Source organism: Micromonospora pisi (genome assembly GCF_003633685.1).
Lineage (GTDB): Bacteria > Actinomycetota > Actinomycetes > Mycobacteriales > Micromonosporaceae > Micromonospora_G > Micromonospora_G pisi.
The window spans coordinates 43,546-61,043 of sequence record NZ_RBKT01000001.1; the positions used below are offsets into that span (position 1 = coordinate 43,546).

At 70.7% G+C, this 17,498-nt stretch carries 18 protein-coding genes and 1 pseudogene; 11 read left to right on the forward strand and 8 right to left on the reverse strand.

Going from position 1 to position 17,498, the window contains the following annotated elements; all coding sequences use genetic code 11:
• Positions 1-170: 170 nt before the first annotated feature.
• On the reverse strand, positions 171-827 hold the full coding sequence (locus tag BDK92_RS00230) for a hypothetical protein (RefSeq protein ID WP_121153481.1): 657 nt from the start codon (positions 825-827) through the stop codon (positions 171-173).
• A 120-nt stretch (positions 828-947) separates the two neighbouring features.
• Between BDK92_RS00230 and BDK92_RS00235 the strand changes: the two genes are divergently transcribed.
• Entirely contained in the window at positions 948-1,355 is a 408-nt protein-coding gene (locus BDK92_RS00235; RefSeq protein ID WP_121153483.1) for a VOC family protein, read from the forward strand.
• Positions 1,356-1,371: 16 nt separating this feature from the next.
• On the opposite strand, the gene BDK92_RS00240 is transcribed toward BDK92_RS00235, so the two are convergent.
• From BDK92_RS00240 to BDK92_RS39990, 6 genes and pseudogenes are all read right to left on the reverse strand, one after another.
• A complete protein-coding gene (locus BDK92_RS00240; RefSeq protein WP_121153485.1) occupies positions 1,372-2,931 on the reverse strand; it encodes a long-chain-fatty-acid--CoA ligase in 1,560 nt (519 codons plus the stop codon).
• Entirely contained in the window at positions 2,928-3,392 is a 465-nt protein-coding gene (locus BDK92_RS00245; protein ID WP_121153487.1) for a MaoC family dehydratase, read from the reverse strand. The genes BDK92_RS00240 and BDK92_RS00245 overlap by 4 nt, the downstream gene beginning before the upstream one ends.
• The gene (locus tag BDK92_RS00250) at positions 3,389-4,561 is read right to left on the reverse strand and encodes an acyl-CoA dehydrogenase family protein (protein WP_121153489.1); all 1,173 of its coding nucleotides are present in this window, start codon (positions 4,559-4,561) and stop codon (positions 3,389-3,391) included. The genes BDK92_RS00245 and BDK92_RS00250 overlap by 4 nt, the downstream gene beginning before the upstream one ends.
• 30 nt (positions 4,562-4,591) lie before the next feature.
• Positions 4,592-5,350: a 3-oxoacyl-ACP reductase FabG gene (gene fabG, locus BDK92_RS00255; protein WP_121161396.1), complete on the reverse strand. Its 759-nt coding sequence runs from the start codon at positions 5,348-5,350 to the stop codon at positions 4,592-4,594.
• Between the two features lie 55 nt (positions 5,351-5,405).
• Positions 5,406-5,678, reverse strand: a complete 273-nt coding sequence (locus BDK92_RS39985; protein ID WP_246017464.1) for an acyl-CoA dehydrogenase family protein — start codon at positions 5,676-5,678, stop codon at positions 5,406-5,408.
• 280 nt (positions 5,679-5,958) lie between these two features.
• A pseudogene (locus BDK92_RS39990) lies at positions 5,959-6,183 on the reverse strand (acyl-CoA dehydrogenase family protein); the annotation flags it as partial.
• A 115-nt stretch (positions 6,184-6,298) separates the two neighbouring features.
• Between BDK92_RS39990 and BDK92_RS00265 the strand changes: the two are divergent.
• From BDK92_RS00265 to BDK92_RS00275, 3 genes are all read left to right on the forward strand, one after another.
• Positions 6,299-6,943, forward strand: a complete 645-nt coding sequence (locus BDK92_RS00265; protein ID WP_121153491.1) for a TetR/AcrR family transcriptional regulator — start codon at positions 6,299-6,301, stop codon at positions 6,941-6,943.
• 128 nt (positions 6,944-7,071) lie between these two features.
• Positions 7,072-8,490, forward strand: coding sequence for an aldehyde dehydrogenase family protein (locus tag BDK92_RS00270; RefSeq protein WP_121153493.1), 1,419 nt, complete (start codon positions 7,072-7,074; stop codon positions 8,488-8,490).
• The gene (locus tag BDK92_RS00275) at positions 8,487-9,563 is read left to right on the forward strand and encodes an alcohol dehydrogenase catalytic domain-containing protein (protein WP_211348968.1); all 1,077 of its coding nucleotides are present in this window, start codon (positions 8,487-8,489) and stop codon (positions 9,561-9,563) included. Before BDK92_RS00270 ends, BDK92_RS00275 begins: the two co-directional genes overlap by 4 nt.
• 57 nt (positions 9,564-9,620) lie before the next feature.
• Here the strand turns inward: BDK92_RS00275 and BDK92_RS00280 are convergent, their stop codons facing one another.
• Entirely contained in the window at positions 9,621-11,318 is a 1,698-nt protein-coding gene (locus BDK92_RS00280; protein WP_211348969.1) for a CocE/NonD family hydrolase, read from the reverse strand.
• 224 nt (positions 11,319-11,542) lie between these two features.
• Here BDK92_RS00280 and BDK92_RS00285 point away from each other — a divergent pair, with 224 nt between their 5' ends.
• The 7 genes from BDK92_RS00285 to BDK92_RS00315 all read left to right on the forward strand — a co-directional run bounded on the left by BDK92_RS00285 (position 11,543) and on the right by BDK92_RS00315 (position 17,462).
• Positions 11,543-12,565 carry an SEC-C domain-containing protein gene (locus BDK92_RS00285; RefSeq protein ID WP_121153495.1) on the forward strand — a complete coding sequence of 341 codons (1,023 nt, stop codon included), beginning with the start codon at positions 11,543-11,545 and terminating at the stop codon, positions 12,563-12,565.
• 284 nt (positions 12,566-12,849) lie between these two features.
• Positions 12,850-14,082: an extracellular solute-binding protein gene (locus tag BDK92_RS00290; RefSeq protein ID WP_170208437.1), complete on the forward strand. Its 1,233-nt coding sequence runs from the start codon at positions 12,850-12,852 to the stop codon at positions 14,080-14,082.
• Positions 14,083-14,120: 38 nt separating this feature from the next.
• A complete protein-coding gene (locus BDK92_RS00295) occupies positions 14,121-14,498 on the forward strand; it encodes a hypothetical protein (RefSeq protein WP_121153499.1) in 378 nt (125 codons plus the stop codon).
• Positions 14,499-14,517: 19 nt separating this feature from the next.
• Positions 14,518-14,823 (forward strand): hypothetical protein, encoded by a 306-nt coding sequence (locus tag BDK92_RS00300; RefSeq protein WP_121153501.1) that lies wholly within the window; start codon positions 14,518-14,520, stop codon positions 14,821-14,823.
• Between the two features lie 257 nt (positions 14,824-15,080).
• Positions 15,081-16,133, forward strand: a complete 1,053-nt coding sequence (locus BDK92_RS00305) for an LLM class flavin-dependent oxidoreductase (protein ID WP_121161402.1) — start codon at positions 15,081-15,083, stop codon at positions 16,131-16,133.
• Between the two features lie 193 nt (positions 16,134-16,326).
• Complete coding sequence (locus BDK92_RS00310) at positions 16,327-17,085, forward strand: HipA family kinase (RefSeq protein WP_121153503.1); 759 nt, start codon at positions 16,327-16,329, stop codon at positions 17,083-17,085.
• Positions 17,082-17,462 (forward strand): DUF3037 domain-containing protein, encoded by a 381-nt coding sequence (locus tag BDK92_RS00315; RefSeq protein ID WP_121153505.1) that lies wholly within the window; start codon positions 17,082-17,084, stop codon positions 17,460-17,462. The genes BDK92_RS00310 and BDK92_RS00315 overlap by 4 nt, the downstream gene beginning before the upstream one ends.
• Positions 17,463-17,498: the final 36 nt, after the last annotated feature.

A 17,498-nucleotide genomic window follows, 5' to 3' on the forward strand; every position in this document is an offset into this window, starting at 1 on the left:
CCACGCCCGACGAAACTCCGGCGACAGGCGTCCGAACCGAACGCATTCGCCGGATGGCGGAGGCCCGACCGAACCGGTTGGGCAATGCCGCCAGGACCATTCTATGAGTTGAGATCATCCGAACGGCGGGAAATACCATAATTGTGGGCGATCGCACGTACGATTGGGCGTCATGCGGCGATTTGTTGGTATCTGTCGTCGAGATCCACTATCGCCAGCGCTCCGACCAGCCACGCCAGCTTCTCCGATTCCCTGCTGCCGGCGAGAGCGGCCAGGTCATCCGCGGACCGCCCCAGGCCGAGTCGCCGCGCGGCGGTGAGCGCACGACGGTCGGCCGACGGCGGCACCTCCCGCCACAACGCCTGGACCTCACGGAAGAACAGGTCGACGACCTCGTCGTCGACCGCCGGCAGACGCTTCAGCGCGGCACGTTCCCGGACGGCGTCGTACTTCGCCACCCCGCGAAGCCGCCGCAGGTCACCCCGGTACCGCTCGGTCACCAACGCGGCCAGGTCACCGAGCCGGCCGGCCAACTCGTCCGCGTCCCGGCGACCACACGAACGCAGCGTGGCGGCCCGGGTCTCCTGCGCCGACCGGCTCATCCGCGCCGCGCTCTCCCATCCCTGGTCACGCAGCGCCTGCGCGGTCTGCGCCGCCCGACGCGGATCACCCGGGCGGCGCAACAGGATCGAGAGATAGAGCAACTGGAACAACGAGGCGGGATTGTTGGTGACCCGGAACCCGTACCGGTCGGCGAAGCCTCGACCGCCGCCGGCGAGCCGCCGTACGAACCGCTTCTTGTCTTCCCAGCTCATAGTGGTCGCCATGCCCGTGCGACTACCCGAAACTGCCCCGGCCACGCCGATCGAGCGCGCTGACCGTGTCGGTACACGTCGGTACGCTGTCCGGAACCCGGCGACAGGTCGGCGCGAAGGGAGACATATCTGATGAACTGGACTCTCGAGGTCGTGGTGGTACCGGTGTCGGACGTGGACCGCGCCAAGGCTTTCTACTCCGAACAGCTCGGCTTCACGGTCGACCACGACACTCGGATGGGCGACCACGTGCGGATCGTCCAGCTGACGCCACCCGGATCGGGTTGCTCCGTCGTGATCGGCAAGGGCGCCGTGCCGGAGATGGCCCCCGGCTCACTCAAGGGCCTGCAACTGGTCGTCCCGGACATCCACAAGGCCCACGCCCAGTTGCTGGAACGCGGGGTGAAGGTCAGCGAGGTCCAGGTGTTGGGCGAGAGCCCCACCCCGACCCCGGACCCACTGGACAACGTCGGCTTCGTGTTCTTCGAGGATCCGGACGGCAACGGCTGGGCCGTACAGCAGATCTCCGACCGGGGTTGACACACCGACGTCGGGGTCACGGCCGTTCGATCGGCGCCCTCGGCCCGATCAGGCGACGCAGCTCCCGCTTGAGCACCTTGTGGCTGGGGCCCATCGGCAACGCGTCGAGGTAGCGGATCTGACGCGGGTACTTGTGCCGGCCGAGCCGCTCCCTTGCCCACTCGATCAGCTCCGACTCGGTCGGTGCGGGCGGTCCGGTCGGGTCCCGCACCACCACCGCGCAGATCTCCTCCCCGTGCACCTCGTCGGGGACCCCGATGACCGCCACCTGCGCCACCGCCGGATGCCGGGCCAGTTCCTCCTCGACCTCACGCGGGTAGACGTTGAAGCCGCCACGGATCACGATGTCCTTCTTCCGGTCGACGATCGTGACGAAGCCGGACTCGTCCTTCGTACCCAGGTCACCGCTGCGGAACCAGCCGTCGACCAGAGCCTGCGCCGTCGCCTCCGGCCGGCCCAGGTAACCGGCGAAGACGTTGTGTCCCCGGATGACGATCTCACCCAGCTCACCGGCGGGCAGCAGCTCGATCCGGTCGTCGAGTTCGGGCCGGGCGATCTCCACCTCCACACCCCAGATCGGGTGCCCGACCGTGCCCGCCCGGGTGCCGTAGTGCGGCTGGTTGGTGGTCGCGGTCGGTGAGGTCTCGGAGAGGCCGTACCCCTCGAAGACCGTGGTGGCGAAGGTGGCGTTGAACCGCTCCAGCACCGCGACCGGCAGGGACGCGCCACCGGAGACGCAGAGCCGCAACCGTGGCAGCGTGGGGGCGTCGACGGCGGCGGTGAGCAGTCCGATGTACATCGTCGGTACGCCATGGAAAACGGTGACCCCCTCGCGGAGCATCACCTCGATCGCGGCGCACCCGGTGAACCGGGTCAGCAGGACCAGGGTGCCGCCCACCCGGAAGGTGCCGTTCATCGCCACCGTCTGTCCGAAGGTGTGGAACAGCGGCAGACAGCCGAGCACCACGTCGGCGCTGCGCGCGTCGTTGGCGTCGAACACGTTCACGGTGGCGTTCATGACCAGGTTCAGATGTGTGAGCAGGGCACCCTTGGACGCTCCCGTGGTACCGCTGGTGTAGAAGACCACCGCGGTCTCCTCGGCCTCCCGGGTCACGTACGACGTCAGGGGCGCGACGCCGTCGCTGACCTCCTCCAGCCGCCGGACCTCGACCCCGCCGGGCACCGGGCCGACCGTGACCAGCGGGACGCCGGCCCGTTCCGCCGCCTCGGCGCCGATGGAGAGCTGGCTGGTGTGGCAGACGAGCAGGTCGGTCCGGCTGTCCCGAAGGACGTACGCCATCTCGTCCGCGGTGAGCAGGAGATGCACCGGCACCACCACCGCCCCGGCGGCCAACGCCGCGTAGTAGACCCGGGGGAAGTCCACCACGTTCGGCGCCAGCAGGGCCACCGTCCTGCCCGGCCCGACGCCCAGCTCGTGCAGTCCGGCGGCGAACGAGCGGGCTTCCAGCCACAGTTCGGCGTAGGTGACCCGGATGTCGCCGTCCACCACGGCCACCGTGTCCGGGTGCCGACGGGCCGCCTCGGCGAGCACCATCGCCAACGAGAGTGCCGTCACTTCCCCTCCTCGAAGTAGAGCCGGCTGATCGTCCGGGCGGCACAGACCGGTTTGCCGCCGGTCTCGCTCTCCACGGTCACCTCGGTGACCACCTGCGTTCCACCCGGTACGGGGGTGACCTCGGCGATCGACGCGGTGGCCCGGATCCGGGTGCCGACCCGTAGCGGAGCGGGAAACCGCACCCGGTCTAGCCCGTAGTTGACGCCCATCCGTACCCCCTCGACCCGGTAGATCCGGGTCACCAGCGCGGGCAGCAGGGAGAGGGTGAGGTAACCGTGCGCGATGGTCCCGCCGAACGGTCCGACTGCGGCCCGCTCTGGGTCGACGTGGATCCACTGGTAGTCGTCGGTGGCCTCGGCGAAGAGCGCCACCCGCTCCTGGTCGACCGGGTGCCACGGGCCGGGGCCGAGCGACTGGCCGACGGCGGCGGCGAGCTCGGCGGGTGAGGCGAAAGTCCTCATCCGAGGTGCCCTCCCAGCTTGGTGTAACCGCGCAGCAGGTCCCGGGCGATGATCAGCCGCTGCATCTCGTCGGTGCCCTCGAAGATGCGGTAGAGGCGCACCTGTCGGTACCAGCGTTCGATCGGCAGTTCCCTGGTGTAGCCCATGCCGCCGTGGATCTGCATCACCCGGTCAACCACCCGGTTGACCATGCCGGCGCCGTAGAGCTTGGCCATCGACGACGCGTGCCGGGGGTCGAGTCCCTGGTCGACTGTCCAGGCCGCGCGGAGGATCAGCCAGCGGGCGGCCTCCAGCTCGGTCTCCGAGTCGGCGATCATCCACTGGATCGCCTGGTTGGCCCCGATCGGCGCACCGAAGGTCTCCCTGGTGTTGGCGTGTTCGATCGCCATCCGGAGCGCCCGCTCGGCGATCCCGACCGCGTGCGAGGGGATAGTGTATCGACCCTTGCCGATCCATTGCATGCCGAGCGCGAAGCCCTGCCCCGGTTCACCGAGGATGTTGCGACCGGGAACCCGGACGTCGTCGAAGACCAGGGCGGCCGGACCACCCTCCCCCATCGTCTGGATGAACTCCGAGCGCCAGCCCATCGCCCGGTCCACCAGGAACGCCGTGCTGCCGCCGTCGCGTACGTTCCGACCGGGGTCGGTGACCGCGACCACGATCGCGAAGTCGGCCTCGTTCCCACCGGTGATGAAGGTCTTCTCCCCGTTCAGGATCCAGTCGTCGCCGTCGCGCCGGGCGCTGAGCCTGATGTTCGCCGCGTCGGAACCGGCGCCCGGCTCGGTGATGGCGAAACAGGAGAACCGCTCGCCCTCGATCGTCGGCACCAGGTATTCGCGCTTCTGCTCGTCGTTGGCCTGGAACAGGATGTTGTCCGCCTCGCCGCCGAAACGGAACGGGACGAAGGAACGCCCGATCTCGGTCCAGATCAGCGACTGGGTGACCGCAGGCAGGTCCATCCCGCCGTACTCCTCGGGGGTGGCGAGGCCCCAGAAGCCGAACTTTTTCGCCTTGAGCTGCAATTCGCGCAGCTCGCCGCGCTCGAGTCCGGGACCGTGCGCCCGCTCACGGCGGAGTACCTCAGCCTCCAACGGCATGACCTCACGGGTGATGAAATCGCGGGCGGTGTCGCGGATCGCCCGCTCCTCGTCGCCGAGCGAAAAGTCCACAGTGTCCTCCGAAGGGTGTGGGTCGACGGGTCAGCGGGCTCCGCCGTTGACGTACAGAGTCTGGCCGCTGACGTAGGAGGCGTCGTCGCTGCCGAGAAAGGCGATCACGGACGCGATCTCCTCCGGCTGGGCGACCCGGCGCAGCGGAGTGTGCTCCGCCGCCCACCGCTGGTGCTCCTGCGGTGTACTGCCGACCCGCTCGGCGGTGGCCGCGGTCATCGCGGTGGCGACGTAGCCCGGCGCGACCGCGTTGACGGTCACCCCGAACGGGCCGAGTTCGATGGCGAGCGTGGCCGTCAGGCCCTGCACCCCGGCCTTCGCCGCGGCGTAGTTGACCTGTCCCCGGTTGCCCAGCGCGGAGCGGCTGCTCAGGTTGACAATCCGGCCGTACCGCTGCCCGACCATCTGCGCCTGGGCCGCCTGGCAGCAGAGGAACATGCTGGTCAGGTTGGTGGTCAGCACCGCCTCCCAGGCGTCGAAGGGCATCTTGAACAGCAGGTCGTCCCGGGTGATGCCGGCGTTGTTGACCAGGACGTCGAGCCGGCCGTACGTCTGCACCACCCGGGCGGTCATCGCCGCGACGGCGTCCGGGTCGGTCACGTCGCAGCCGATCCCGACTGCCTGACCACCACCGGCGGTCAACTCTCCGGCGACCGCGCTCGCCGGTCCGGCGTTGAGGTCGACGACGGCGACGGCCGCACCCTCGATGGCGAGCCGACGCGCGGTGGCGGCCCCGATGCCCTGTCCTGCGCCGGTGACGATGGCAACCTTGCCGGCGTACCTGGTCACGATGCTCCTCAGATTGGGCAGAAGGGCCGCCCGTGGTCGGGCGGGGGCCACGTGGTCAGAAGGCGGCGACGCCGGTGAGGGCCCGCCCGATGAGCAGTTGCTGGATCTGGCTGGTGCCCTCGTAGAGGGTGGCGACCCGGGCGTCGCGCAGGTACTTGCCGACCGGGAACCGCGCCGCGGCGGTGTCGACAGCGATCTCGGCGAGCAGTTGCTGCACGAGTTGGTGACCGGCGATGGGTTTGCCGAACTGCTGGCGCCCGGCGGCGTACGCCACGGCGGCGTCCAGGCAGCCCTGGGCGATGCCGACAGAGCCGGCAGCGACCGACATCCGCCCCTTGGCCAGGGTGGACAGAGCGAGGCGGAGTCCGCCGCCCTCGGCACCGAGCCGAGCGGTCGACGGCACCCGTACGGCGTCGAGAGCCAGTTCGGCGGTGGCCTGTCCGCGCAGTCCGAGCTTGCCGTGGATCTCCCGCCGGCCGAGTCCCGGTGCACCGGTCGGGACCAGGAAGGCGGTGATTCCCCGGGGTCCGGACCCGACGATCGCCTTTTGCGACGAGTCCCAGCGAGACCGAGACGATGCCACGTACGGCGGAGTCGCCGCGCCCGAGTTCTTCCAGGACCAGGCAGTAGGAGAGGTGGTCACCGCCGGAACCGCCGTCGGACTCGGCGATGGTGAGGCCGAGGAAGCCGATCTCTCCGAGCCGTCGGACGATCGCCGGGTCGACCGACTCGCGTCGGTCCCATTCGGCGGCGTACGGCCGAATCTCCCGGTCGACGAACTCGGTGGCGAGCGCGCGGACCGCCGCCTGCTCCACCGATAGCTGGAGGTCCATACGTCTAAACTAGCGCTGGAAGTTTTATCTCGTCCAGAGCCGGTGTGGCAGAGTTTCCCGAAGCCCCGCCACCGACCGGGCGGCCGACAACAGGTCCAGGAGAGGGAGGTACGCGATGCCCCGCCCACGGCAGGCCCTGCTGAGCCGACAGCGGATCATCGAGACCGCCGCCAACCTCATCGACGCCGAGGGACTCGGCGCCTTCTCCACCCGTCGGCTCGCCGCCGAACTGGGCGTACGCGGGCCGTCGCTGTACAACCACTTCGCCACGAAGGACGAGATCCTCGACGCGGTGGCGGACAGCATCACCGCTCAGGTCGACGTCTCGTCCTTCGGGCATGGCGACTGGCGGGACGCGCTACGGCAGTGGGGCCTCTCCTACCGGTCCGCGCTCGCCGCGCACCCGAACATCGTGCCGCACCTGGCACAGGGACCGGGACGCCGCCCGGCCGCCCTCGCGATGGCTGACGCCGTCTACGGCGGACTGGTCGACGCGGGCTGGCCGCCTGCGCGGGCGACGCACATCGGTGCGCTGATGCGCTACTTCGTCACCGGCTCGGCGCTCGGTTCGTTCGCTCGGGGATTCGTCGAGGACCCCGGCTTCTACGCCGCGCAGTACCCGCACCTGAGCCAGGCGCACCGGCTCGCCGAACACCAGCAGAGCGTCGACGAGGGCGCGTTCGCGCTCGGCCTGGACGCGCTGATCGAAGGGCTCTCCCACACGTACGAGCGGCTGGTCGGGGCGCTGCCACCTCGGTGACCCCCGAGGCGTCGCGCATCGACGGGCACGCCGGTGCCACGCCGGCCGGGCGAACCTCCCGTGGGGGCCGGGTGCGTACTACAGTCAAAACTTGCAGCGCTAGTTTCCGTCGACCCGAGAGGCCCCCGATGGACCTCACCCGCACCGCCTTCTACCTCGACGGGCAGTGGGTCACCCCCGCCGCCACCGACACCATCCCGGTCGAGAACCCCACCACCGAACAACTCCTCGGCACCGTTCCGGCGGGGACCACCGGCGACGTCGACCAGGCCGTCGCCGCAGCCCGGACCGCGTTCGACAGCTGGGCGGCCACCGATCCCGCCGACCGGGCCGCCGCACTCGACCGGCTGCACGCCGCGCTCGCCACCCGGACCGACGAGATCGCCCGTACCGTCGCCCTCGAACTCGGCACCCCGCTCAAGGTGGCGACCCGAATCCAGGCCGGACTCCCCCTCGCCGTCCTGCGCGGCTTCGTCGAACTCGCCGCCGAACCCCCCGCCGGTCAGGTCATCGGCAACTCGCTGGTGGTCCGCGAACCGGTCGGCGTGGTCGGGGCCATCACCCCGTGGAACTACCCGCTGCACCAGATGATGGCCAAACTCGCCCCAGCCCTGGCCGCCGGCTGCACCGTCGTACTGAAACCGAGCGAGCTGACACCACTGGTGGCGTACCTGCTCTTCGACGCCATCGACGAGGCCGGTCTGCCGCCGGGCGTGGTCAACCTGGTCACCGGCACCGGTCCCGTGGTGGGCGAGGCGATCGCCGCGCACCCGGACGTCGACCTGGTCTCCTTCACCGGCTCGACCACGACCGGGCGGCGCATCTCGCACCTCGCCGCAGACCGGATCGCACGGGTCGCCCTGGAACTCGGCGGCAAGTCGGCCAACCTCATCCTCGACGACGCCGACCTCGCCACGGCGGTCAAGGTCGGCGTCGGGAACGCCTTCCTCAACTCTGGACAGACCTGCACCGCCTGGACCCGGATGCTGGTTCACCGCAGCCGCTACGACGAGGCCGTCACGCTCGCCGCCCGTGCCGCCGACGGCTACCGGCTCGGCGACCCGTTCGACCCCGCCACCCGGCTCGGTCCACTGGTCTCCGCCACCCAACAGCACCGGGTGTGCGAACACATCACCCAGGGGCTCGCCGACGGCGCCCGGCTGGTCAGCGGCGGACCCGAAGCGGCGCTGCCGGAGCGGGGCCACTTCGTCGCACCGACGGTGCTCGCCGACGTCGACCCGGACAGCCCTCTGGCCCAGGAGGAGATCTTCGGCCCGGTGCTGGCCGTGATCCCGTTCGACGACGACGACCACGCCGTCACCATCGCCAACAACTCCCGGTACGGACTCGCCGGAGCGGTCTGGTCCGGCGACGACAACCGGGCCCTCGCGATCGCCCGGCGGATGCGCACCGGCGCGGTCGACATCAACGGCGCGCCGTTCAACCCGCTCGCCCCGTTCGGCGGCTACAAACAGTCCGGCATCGGCCGGGAACTGGGCAGCTTCGGACTCGAGGAGTTCCTGCAGACCAAGGCGATCCAGCGGTGAGGGCGCTGGTGGTCCGGGGCGTCGGAGCCGAGCCCCGGGTCGAACAGATCACGCTGCCGGCGCCCGGCCCGGGTGAGGTGCGGGTGGCCATCCGCGCCGCCGGGATCTGCCACTCCGACCTCTCGATGGTCAACGGGACACTGACGCCGCCGTACCCGCTCGTCCTCGGGCACGAGGCGGCCGGCATCGTGGTGGCGGCCGGCGACCGGGTCGACCGGGTCCGGGCCGGGGACCACGTGGTGCTCAACTGGGCCCCACCGTGCCGCGAGTGCTGGTACTGCGCCCACGGCGAGCCGTGGCTCTGCGCGGCCACCGGGGCACCGGCCGCCCCGCGCGGCACCGCCCTCGCCGACGGAGCGTCGTTGCACGTCACGCTGGGTCTCGGGGCACTGGCCGAGGAGGTGGTGGTGGCCGAGAACGCGGTGATCCCCGTCCCCGCCGAACTACCCTGCGAACTCACCGCGCTGCTCGGCTGCGCGGTGCTGACCGGCTTCGGAGCGGTACGCCGTACCGCCGGGGTGGCGGCCGGTGACGCGGTCGCCGTGATCGGCCTCGGCGGGGTGGGCCTCGCCACGGTCGCCGCCGCCCGTGCCGCCGGCGCCGCCCCGGTGATCGCGGTCGACCGGGCGGAGAACAAGCGCGAGCTGGCGATCGCGGCCGGGGCGAGCGATTTCCTGCTCTCCGACGACACGCTGAACCGGTCCGTACGGACACTCACCGGCGGCCGGGGGGTCGACCACGCGTTCGAGTGCGTCGGGCGGGCGGCGACGATCCGGGTCGCCTGGCGGGCCACCCGCCGGGGTGGCCAGGTAATCGTGGTCGGCATGGGCGCCAGGGACGACATGCTGGAGCTGAGCGCGCTCGACATCTTCCACTCGGCGCGCGTTCTCCGCTCCTCCGTCTACGGCTCCTCGGACCCCGACCGGGACCTGCCCGAACTCGCCGGCGCGGCGCTGGACGGCACGCTCGACCTGGCCCCGCTGATCACCGACCGGATCGTGCTCGACGAGGCACCGGCAGCGCTGCGCCGGATGGCCCGGGGCGAGGGGGCCCGCTCGGTGGTCCTGTTCTAGAGCGAGTCCCTCGCCGGCCGGATCCGGCACATCGATCCCGACCGCACACTCACCCGACTATGTCACCTGCGGCAGCCGCAGCACCGATCCCGGATGGATGGTCACGTCGGTGGCGACCAACCGGGTGGCGGTCGCCGCTGGCTCGCCGCTGCCGGTGTTGCGGGCGAAGCGCGGATGGGCGCCGCCGCTGATCTGCAGCCGCACCCGGTGCCCATGGCGGAACCGGTGGGCGGTCGAGCTCAACCCGACCGTAACCGCTACCGGGTCGTCGCTGGTGAACGCGGGCAGCCGGAACAGACCGTCGCAGATATTGCGTGAGCAGCCGGATTCGTCCACGTCGCACAGTCGGGCGAAGATGTCGATGTTGCTGCCCGCCTTCGCCGCCACCCACAGCTCGACGCTCACCGGGCCAATCACCTCGAGCGGCTCACTCAGCGCCCCGGTGGTGAACGTCAGCACGTCCGGGCGGGCTTCGAGTTCCGTGTTGTCACGAACCCCGGCGGTCCGGGAGAGCAGCGGCCCGCCGATCGAGGGTGTCGGATTGGCCGGGTCGTAACGGAAGGAACCGACCGGCTCGGACGCCTCCGGCGGCGTGTCCGCCAGCCGCCCCGCGTCGTCGCCCGCCTCGGCACCCAACTCCCCGGCACCGAGGGTCGGGTAGAGCGCGCGACTCACGGCGGGCGGCGGCCAGTCGGCCAGGTCGCGCCACTCGTCCACGCCGCCGACGTGCACCCGGACGCGCGACTCGCGCAGCCCGGACCGGTCGCCGCTGATGTGCGCCCGCAGCCAGGCGACGCTCTCGGCCAGCACCATCGGGCCGTCCACCTCCAGCATCGAGGTGTGCGTCCACGGGCCGATCAGCAGCGAGGTCGGGCAGCCGGCCCCGCGAAGTCGGGCGTACTGCTGGAGGTTCTGGTCAAGGAGGAGGTCGTGCCACCCGGCGATCACCTTTGTCGGCACCTCGAGCCGCTCGGCCGTCGCACCGATGTCGGTGCCGTGCCAGAACGGGGCGTCACGGTCGGGGTTACCCAGCAGGCCGTCGATGTACGGCACCCGCTGACCGACCGCTGGCACGTACGCGTCCTTGATCGGCAGCGAGCGGACGACGCTGGGCAGCTTCCGCTGCAGCCGGATCAAGGCCCGGACGAAGCGCAGCGCGCCCCGGCCCTGGTGCACCATGGAGACCGCGGCGATCACTGAGTTCTCCAGCGCGAACGCCCCGCCCGGATAGGCCGTCGAGTACGGGTCGTGGGCGCCGACCTGGACCACGAGGGCGCGCAGCTCCGGCGGCGGATCCATCGCCATCGCCCATTGCACGTAGGCGAGGTAGCTCAGTCCGACCATGCCGAAGTCGCCGCTGAACCAGGGCTGCTCCCGGAGCCAGGCGACGGCGGCCAGCCCGTCGTCGGTTTCGTTGAGCCACCAGGTGAACTCGCCCGCCGACCCACCGGTGCCACGGCAGCTCTGCAGCACCACGTGGAAGCCGTGCGACGCGTAGGCGAAGCCGAACAGTGAGGCGAAGGGAAAACCACGACCGTACGGCGAGCGGATGAGCAGGGTGGGGAAATCGCCCTCGGTCAGCGGCTGGTAGTGGTCGGCCAGCAGCGGCGTGCCGTCGGCGGCGGGAACGGTGACCCGCCCGGAGTAGCCGACCTGGTGCGGACCGACCTCGCGCCGGCCCAGACGGCGCAGTACCCGGATGTGGCGGGGGCGGTCATGGCTGGCCTCCTCGTGTCGATGAGACTTATCGTACAACGTACTGGAATGCGCGACCACCCCGACGTCGAACAGCCCGACCCGGCCCCGCCAGGCGGCAACGTGTCCACGCTGGACGGGTCGACGGCGCCCCGAGCCGGCGGGGGCAGCTCACCCGGACCGGGTGAGCCCAGCGGACCGTCGGGCAGGGGCGGCAACGCCACCGTGAGACGGGCGCAACATCGCGGTCGGCGTCTTCCGGCCGGCCCGAGCAGTACCGTGAGATGGTGCCAACAACAGACGTTCTCACCAGCGCAGATCTCACCGAGCTACGCCAGTCCGCGCTGGGCGCGGCCAATCCGCTCGGCATCGCCGCCGACCTGGCCGACGCCGCCGAGCAGGGCCGGCTCGCCGACCCGGCGGACACCGGATACGCGCTGACCCTGGCCGCCGAGATCGCCGAGAGCAGGGCGAAACTGGATGCCGCGCTCCGCTACGCCGACCGGGCGGTCGAGGCGTACCGGACACAGGAGGACAGCCAGGCGAATTTCTCCCGTGCCCTGCGCGCCCGGATCCTCTTCCGCGCCGGGCGCGACGACGAGGCGACCGCCGAGCTGACCGCACTGCGACCGCTGCTCACCGAACAGGCCGACGCCGCCGCCTACATCAGCGCCGCGCTGGACGCGGGCGGCCGTAGCGTCATCGCCGAGCAGTGGCTGAGCGAGGCGGTGGAGACCGTACTCGGGGAACGCGCCGCCACGGCGGAGCAGCTGGGTGAGCCCCGCGACCCGGACTCGCCGGGCGTCCTCTTCTTCCTGCTGCAACAACGACACCGGGTACGACGCGATCTCGCCCTGCCGCACGACCAGCACGACAACCTGGCCGACCGGCTGGAGAACCAGCTCACCAGCAGGGCCGCGAACGCGGTCGCCGGCACCGCCGTGACCGAACTGCTGTTCTGGCCGCAGGACCAGTTCGACCGGGTGCGCTCGGAGTGGCCAGACCTGACCGGGGTGTACGGGCAGGACTGGGACGAGCACCGGGCCCGACTCGAACGGGAACTGGTCCGGCTGGCCGGCGCCGGGCGTACCGGCCTCTCCGTCCTCAAGGGCTCGGTCGACGGCTTGTCCGGCTTCGCCACCCGACGCAACGGTGACCCCACGGACCAGCAGGTACGCGCCGGGTACGCCCAGGAACTCGAGGGGCGTCAGGAGCGGATCTCGTGGCCGCCGGAGCGGAACGGGACCTGCTGGTGCGGCTCCGGGAACAAGTACAAGAAGTGCTGCCTGCCCCGTTCCCGCGCCTGACCTCCCACACTCCGCCCCGGTACCCGACCTCCGACACCTGATCCCCCACGACCGATCGACCCGACGGGTCGGGGGTCGCTCCGCACGGTGACGCCGAGCGGAACGGCACCCGACCCGTCGGCGTACGCGCCCCTGGTCGGACGGAGCCGAGTCGCCGTACGCGTCCGATCGTCGTCGCCCCGACGCACCTTCGACCCATCCCGGAAACACGCACAACCTTGCGGCATCTCTACGCACCGTGCTATTGCTCATAGTCCGCATACATCGAAGGGAGTCGCCTCCCGGTGCCTGACCAATACTCCCGACGGTCCTTCCTCGCCGGCGTCCTGACGTGCGGCACCCTCTCCGCAGGCGCGATCTACCTCCTTCCCGGTGGCCGTTCCCTCCCCACGATCGAGCTTCGGCTGACCACCGGCCGGGACCCCACCGGGGCACGCGACCTGCTGATAGCCATGTGGGAACGGGCCAATCCGCGTACGAAGGTGCGGCTGGACATCGTCTCCAGCGGCACGCTCGACGAACGGGTGCAGATGCTGAGCCGCGCCCAGCACGGGCAGGCGGACATCGTCAATCTCGACGTGATCCATATTCCGGAGTTCGCCCGGCAGAAGCTCATCACACCGATCCCGCTGGCCGACAGCCTCGAACTCCTCGACCCGATCCGGCGGATCAGCCAGGTGAGCGACGACCCGGACCGGTTCTGGGCGGCGCCGTTCAACACCGACGTCGGCATGCTCTTCTCGCACCGTCGCGGGGGCGGTGACCCGGAGCAGGCGCCGACGCTGCGGGACGTACTCGACACGGTCACCAACCAGCAGTTCGTCGGCCAGCTCAAACCGAGCGCGGAGACGTCCAACGAGGCCTTTGTCATCAACGTGCTCGAGCACGCCCTCTCCAGGGATGGTGACCTCCTCGACGAGAACGGCGCGATCGAGATGGACACCCCGGTCAACGACCACCTGGAACGCTGGCAGCAGGCTCTGCACCCGCTCCGGGACGCGATCGCCGAACAGCGGGTCGCCCTCGGCGACGACGAGAACGACAGCATGCGGATCTTCGCCGACCGGGGCCTGACCTACATGCGGAACTGGCCGGTGAAGTACCGCGAACTCCAACAGCTGGAGCGTCCGGGCGCCAACCCCAACGAGATCCAGTTGGACGCGTTGCCGACCGGGATCCTGGGCGGTCAGAGTCTCGCCCTCGTGGCGAACTCGCCGCACGAGGAGCGGGCACGCGAGTTCATCGCCTTCATGACCGGTGAGCCCGCCCAGAAGGTGCTCGCCGCGCACGGGTTGGCACCGACCCGTCGGGGCGCGTACGGAGACGCCAACCTACGAGCCCTCATCCCCCACCTGGGCAAGCTCCGGGGCGCCGTCGGGGCGGCCCGCCCCCGGCCGATACACACGAACTACGTCGCCTTTTCCAAGGCCGTCCGGGACCACGTGTACCAACTGCTCTACGAGAAGCGTGAGCTACAGCCGGAGTTCGTCACCGACCTGCGGGCCGCACTCGCCTAGTCGAGGTCCGGTCGGTGCGTATTGAAGGGTGGCAGAGGATGAGGGTCGAACCCTGGCAGGCACCGATCCTGGTGATGGCCGGCATCATCGTGGCGGAGTTCCTGTTCGGAACCGCGCTGCGCAGGTGGGGTGACGCCGTTGTCAGCCGGTGGCTGCGCACGGTGGCGCTGGCGGGGCTCACCGTACTCGTGCTGGTGGTCGGGATAGCGGCGCTCGGCCCGGACCTGGCCGACCAGCTCGCCAGCGTCGCGGCCGCGGTCGCCACGCTTGTCGGCCTCTGGCTGACCTACCGGTCGCACCAGGCGTCGACCCTCGACACCGGTACGGTCCTGGCCGTGCCCCCGCCGGGAACACCTCGACCGGTGACGGCGCCCGAGGGCGACACCCCGGCCGGGGCGGCACCGCCACCGTCCTAGAGGTTCCGTCTCACGGACCATGGATCTCGTTCGTCAGACCGTTTCCGGTCGTTCGCACCGATCAGATCGGCGACCGGAAGATGAAGAGCGGCGCGAGTCGGTCGGCGAACTCGTACGCGTATACGGCCGGCCGGCTGGCGCGCGCAGCTCGAGTTGTTGTGCCGGGCCCAGTGGGGCCGCCGCGCTGCGCGCCGGCTCGTTCCCGATCCTCGCCCGCGTCACCGCCCGGCCCGATGTCGACCTCACCATGGACACCCTGTTCGAATTCGGCCTGGAGCGCACCCTCGACGGCATCGCCGCGCTGCTGGCCACACACGCCCGATAACCGCCGGGCAAACTCCTCACGCTACCGGAGGGCCCATCTGGCCGGTGCGGGTTTCGGCTGACCCGGACGCCGGCACCGCCGCCACCGACCCGACCGGGCCGGCTCCGGGTGAAACGGTGTCCGGCCGGGCGGAACGGAGGCGGCGTCACCGGTATGAGGACCGGCATGGTGGGAATGGGACCGTCGGTGGCACGGTTTACACCGCCGGAAGCAGCCGGAACACGCAGGTGTGCCCGGCACCGACGGAGGAGAAGATCATGGCGACGGCCGTGGAGTTTGGCTTGGACACCTTCGGCGACGTCACCGCTGACGCCGACGGTGACCGCGTCCCGTACGCACAGGTCATCCGGAACGTGGTGGAGCAGGCGGTGCTCGCCGACCGGCTCGGCGTCGACGCCTTCGGACTCGGCGAACATCACCGCGACGACTTCGCCGTCTCGGCTCCCGAGATCGTCCTGGCCGCCATCGCGAGCCGTACGGAACGCATCCGTCTCGGCACCGCGGTCACCGTGCTCAGCTCCGACGACCCGGTGCGCGTCTTCGAGCGCTTCGCCACGCTCGACGCGCTGTCACGGGGACGCGCCGAGATCACCCTCGGTCGAGGCTCCTTCACCGAGTCGTTCCCGCTGTTCGGCTACGACCTCGCCGACTACGACCGTCTCTTCGCGGAAAAGGCCGACCTGATGTCGCACCTGCTCACCGAGGGGCCGGTGACCTGGCAGGGAAGCGTACGTCCCGCGCTGGAGAAGCAGCACGTCTACCCGAAGACCGAATCCGGCCGGCTGCGTACCTGGGTCGGCGTCGGCGGCAGCCCCGAATCCGTGGTCCGCGCCGCCCGCTACGGCTTCCCGCTGGTGCTGGCGATCATCGGTGGGCACCCGAGCCGGTTCGCCCCGTACGTGGATCTGTACCACCGCGCCCTCGCCGAGTTCGGCAAGGAGCGGCTTCCGGTCGCCGTGCACTCGCCCGGCTTCATCGCCCGAACCGACGAGGAGGCCGCCGACGTGCTGTGGCCGCACGCGCGGGCGATGTTCAACCGGATCGGCGGGGAACGGGGCTGGGCGCCGATGACCCGGGAGCGGTTCGAGGACGACATCAGGGACGGCGCGATGCACGTGGGCTCACCCGAGACGGTGGCCCGCAAGATCGCGGCGACGGTGAGCGCGCTCGGTGTCCAACGTTTCGACCTGAAGTACTCCAGCGGCACCCTGCCCCACGAACGGATGATGACGGCGATCGAGCTGTACGGCACCGAGGTCATCCCCCGCGTCCGGGAACTCCTCGCCGCGCAGACCCCGACGGGTTCCTGAACAGACCCGACGGTTGCCGGCGGCGGCCCAGACGACAACCCGGGTACGGGTCAGCCGTCCGCCGCCGGCAGCCGTAGCCGCATCGCCGGATCGGTGGTGGGAACAAAGCCCGGCATCGAGCCGGGCCATCGGGCGGGACCTGCGGGGGATCCGGCCGAGGGCCGGCGCCTCCGGCGAAGCTAGGCTGGTCGGCATGCTGCGCCACGTCGTCGGGACCCGATACGTCACCCCGCTGCGCGAGGGTGGGTCGTTGCCGGGCGTGGTCGAGGCGGACGACCTCGGGACGTACGTGGTGAAGTTCCGGGGCGCGGGCCAGGGGCCGAAGTCGCTGGTCGCCGAGGTGGTCGCGGGTGAACTTGCCTGCCGGCTCGACCTGCCCGTACCCCGACTGGTGGTGATCGACATCGACCCGGTCATCGCCCGCGCCGAGCCCGACCAGGAGGTACAGGAACTGCTTGCCGCCAGCGGTGGCGCCAACCTCGGTCTGGACTTCCTACCCGGCGCGCTCGGCTTCGACCCGGTGGCGCATCCGGTGGAACCGGAACTCGCCTCGCGGGTGCTCTGGTTGGACGCGTACCTGGAAAACGTCGACCGAAGTTGGCGCAACCCCAACCTGCTGCTCTGGCACCGGAAGCTCTGGCTGATCGACCACGGCGCGGCGATCTACTTCCACCACAACTGGCCCCGGGCCGGGGCAGCCGTACAGCGTCCGTTCCGGGCCGACGACCACGTGCTGGCACCCTTCGCCACCCAGTTGGCCGAAGCGGACGCCGAATCCGCCTCGCGCGTCACCACCGACCTGCTCACCGAGGTGCTCGCCCTGGTACCCGACGAGTGGCTGGAGGGGCCGGATTTCGCGTCCCCCGAGGCCACCCGCGTGGCGTACGTCGACCACCTCGCCGCCCGGGTCGCCGGCACCCGTTCCTGGCTCCCCCAGGGGGTCGCCGCATGAACAGGAAGCCCTTCGAGTACGCGGCCGTGCGCGCCGTACCCCGGATCGAACGCGGCGAACAGATCAACGTCGGGGTGGTCCTCTACTGCCAGGCCCGCGACTTTCTCGCGGCCCGGATCCATCTCGACACCGAACGGTTGCGCTGCCTCGACCCTGGCGTCGACGTCGAGGCGGTCGCCGCCGCACTGCGCGGCTGGGACACGACCTGCGCCGGCGGACCCGACGGCGGGCCGGCGGCACGGATGCGGCTGGGTGAACGGTTCCGGTGGCTCACCGCCCCGCGCAGCACGGTGATCCAGGCCGGCCCGGTGCACACCGGCTTGACCGAGGAGCCCGCCGACGAACTGGAGCGGCTACTCGAACTGCTCGTGCGCTGAAACGAGCACCCAGGGTTCACAGATCGGAGCGTCCCC

Excerpts from the sequence above, each read along its gene's own strand:
- BDK92_RS00315 (WP_121153505.1), top strand. The coding sequence starts at position 17,082 with ATGAACAGGAAGCCCTTCGAGTACGCGGCCGTGCGCGCCGTACCCCGG.
- BDK92_RS00245 (WP_121153487.1), bottom strand. The coding sequence starts at position 3,392 with ATGAGGACTTTCGCCTCACCCGCCGAGCTCGCCGCCGCCGTCGGCCAG.
- BDK92_RS39985 (WP_246017464.1), bottom strand. The coding sequence starts at position 5,678 with ATGTCGGTCGCTGCCGGCTCTGTCGGCATCGCCCAGGGCTGCCTGGAC.
- BDK92_RS00295 (WP_121153499.1), top strand. The coding sequence starts at position 14,121 with ATGAGGGTCGAACCCTGGCAGGCACCGATCCTGGTGATGGCCGGCATC.
- BDK92_RS00270 (WP_121153493.1), top strand. The coding sequence starts at position 7,072 with ATGGACCTCACCCGCACCGCCTTCTACCTCGACGGGCAGTGGGTCACC.
- BDK92_RS00310 (WP_121153503.1), top strand. The coding sequence starts at position 16,327 with ATGCTGCGCCACGTCGTCGGGACCCGATACGTCACCCCGCTGCGCGAG.
- BDK92_RS00230 (WP_121153481.1), bottom strand. The coding sequence starts at position 827 with ATGGCGACCACTATGAGCTGGGAAGACAAGAAGCGGTTCGTACGGCGG.
- BDK92_RS00265 (WP_121153491.1), top strand. The coding sequence starts at position 6,299 with ATGCCCCGCCCACGGCAGGCCCTGCTGAGCCGACAGCGGATCATCGAG.
- BDK92_RS00305 (WP_121161402.1), top strand. The coding sequence starts at position 15,081 with ATGGCGACGGCCGTGGAGTTTGGCTTGGACACCTTCGGCGACGTCACC.
- BDK92_RS00235 (WP_121153483.1), top strand. The coding sequence starts at position 948 with ATGAACTGGACTCTCGAGGTCGTGGTGGTACCGGTGTCGGACGTGGAC.
- BDK92_RS00285 (WP_121153495.1), top strand. The coding sequence starts at position 11,543 with ATGGTGCCAACAACAGACGTTCTCACCAGCGCAGATCTCACCGAGCTA.
- BDK92_RS00300 (WP_121153501.1), top strand. The coding sequence starts at position 14,518 with ATGGATCTCGTTCGTCAGACCGTTTCCGGTCGTTCGCACCGATCAGAT.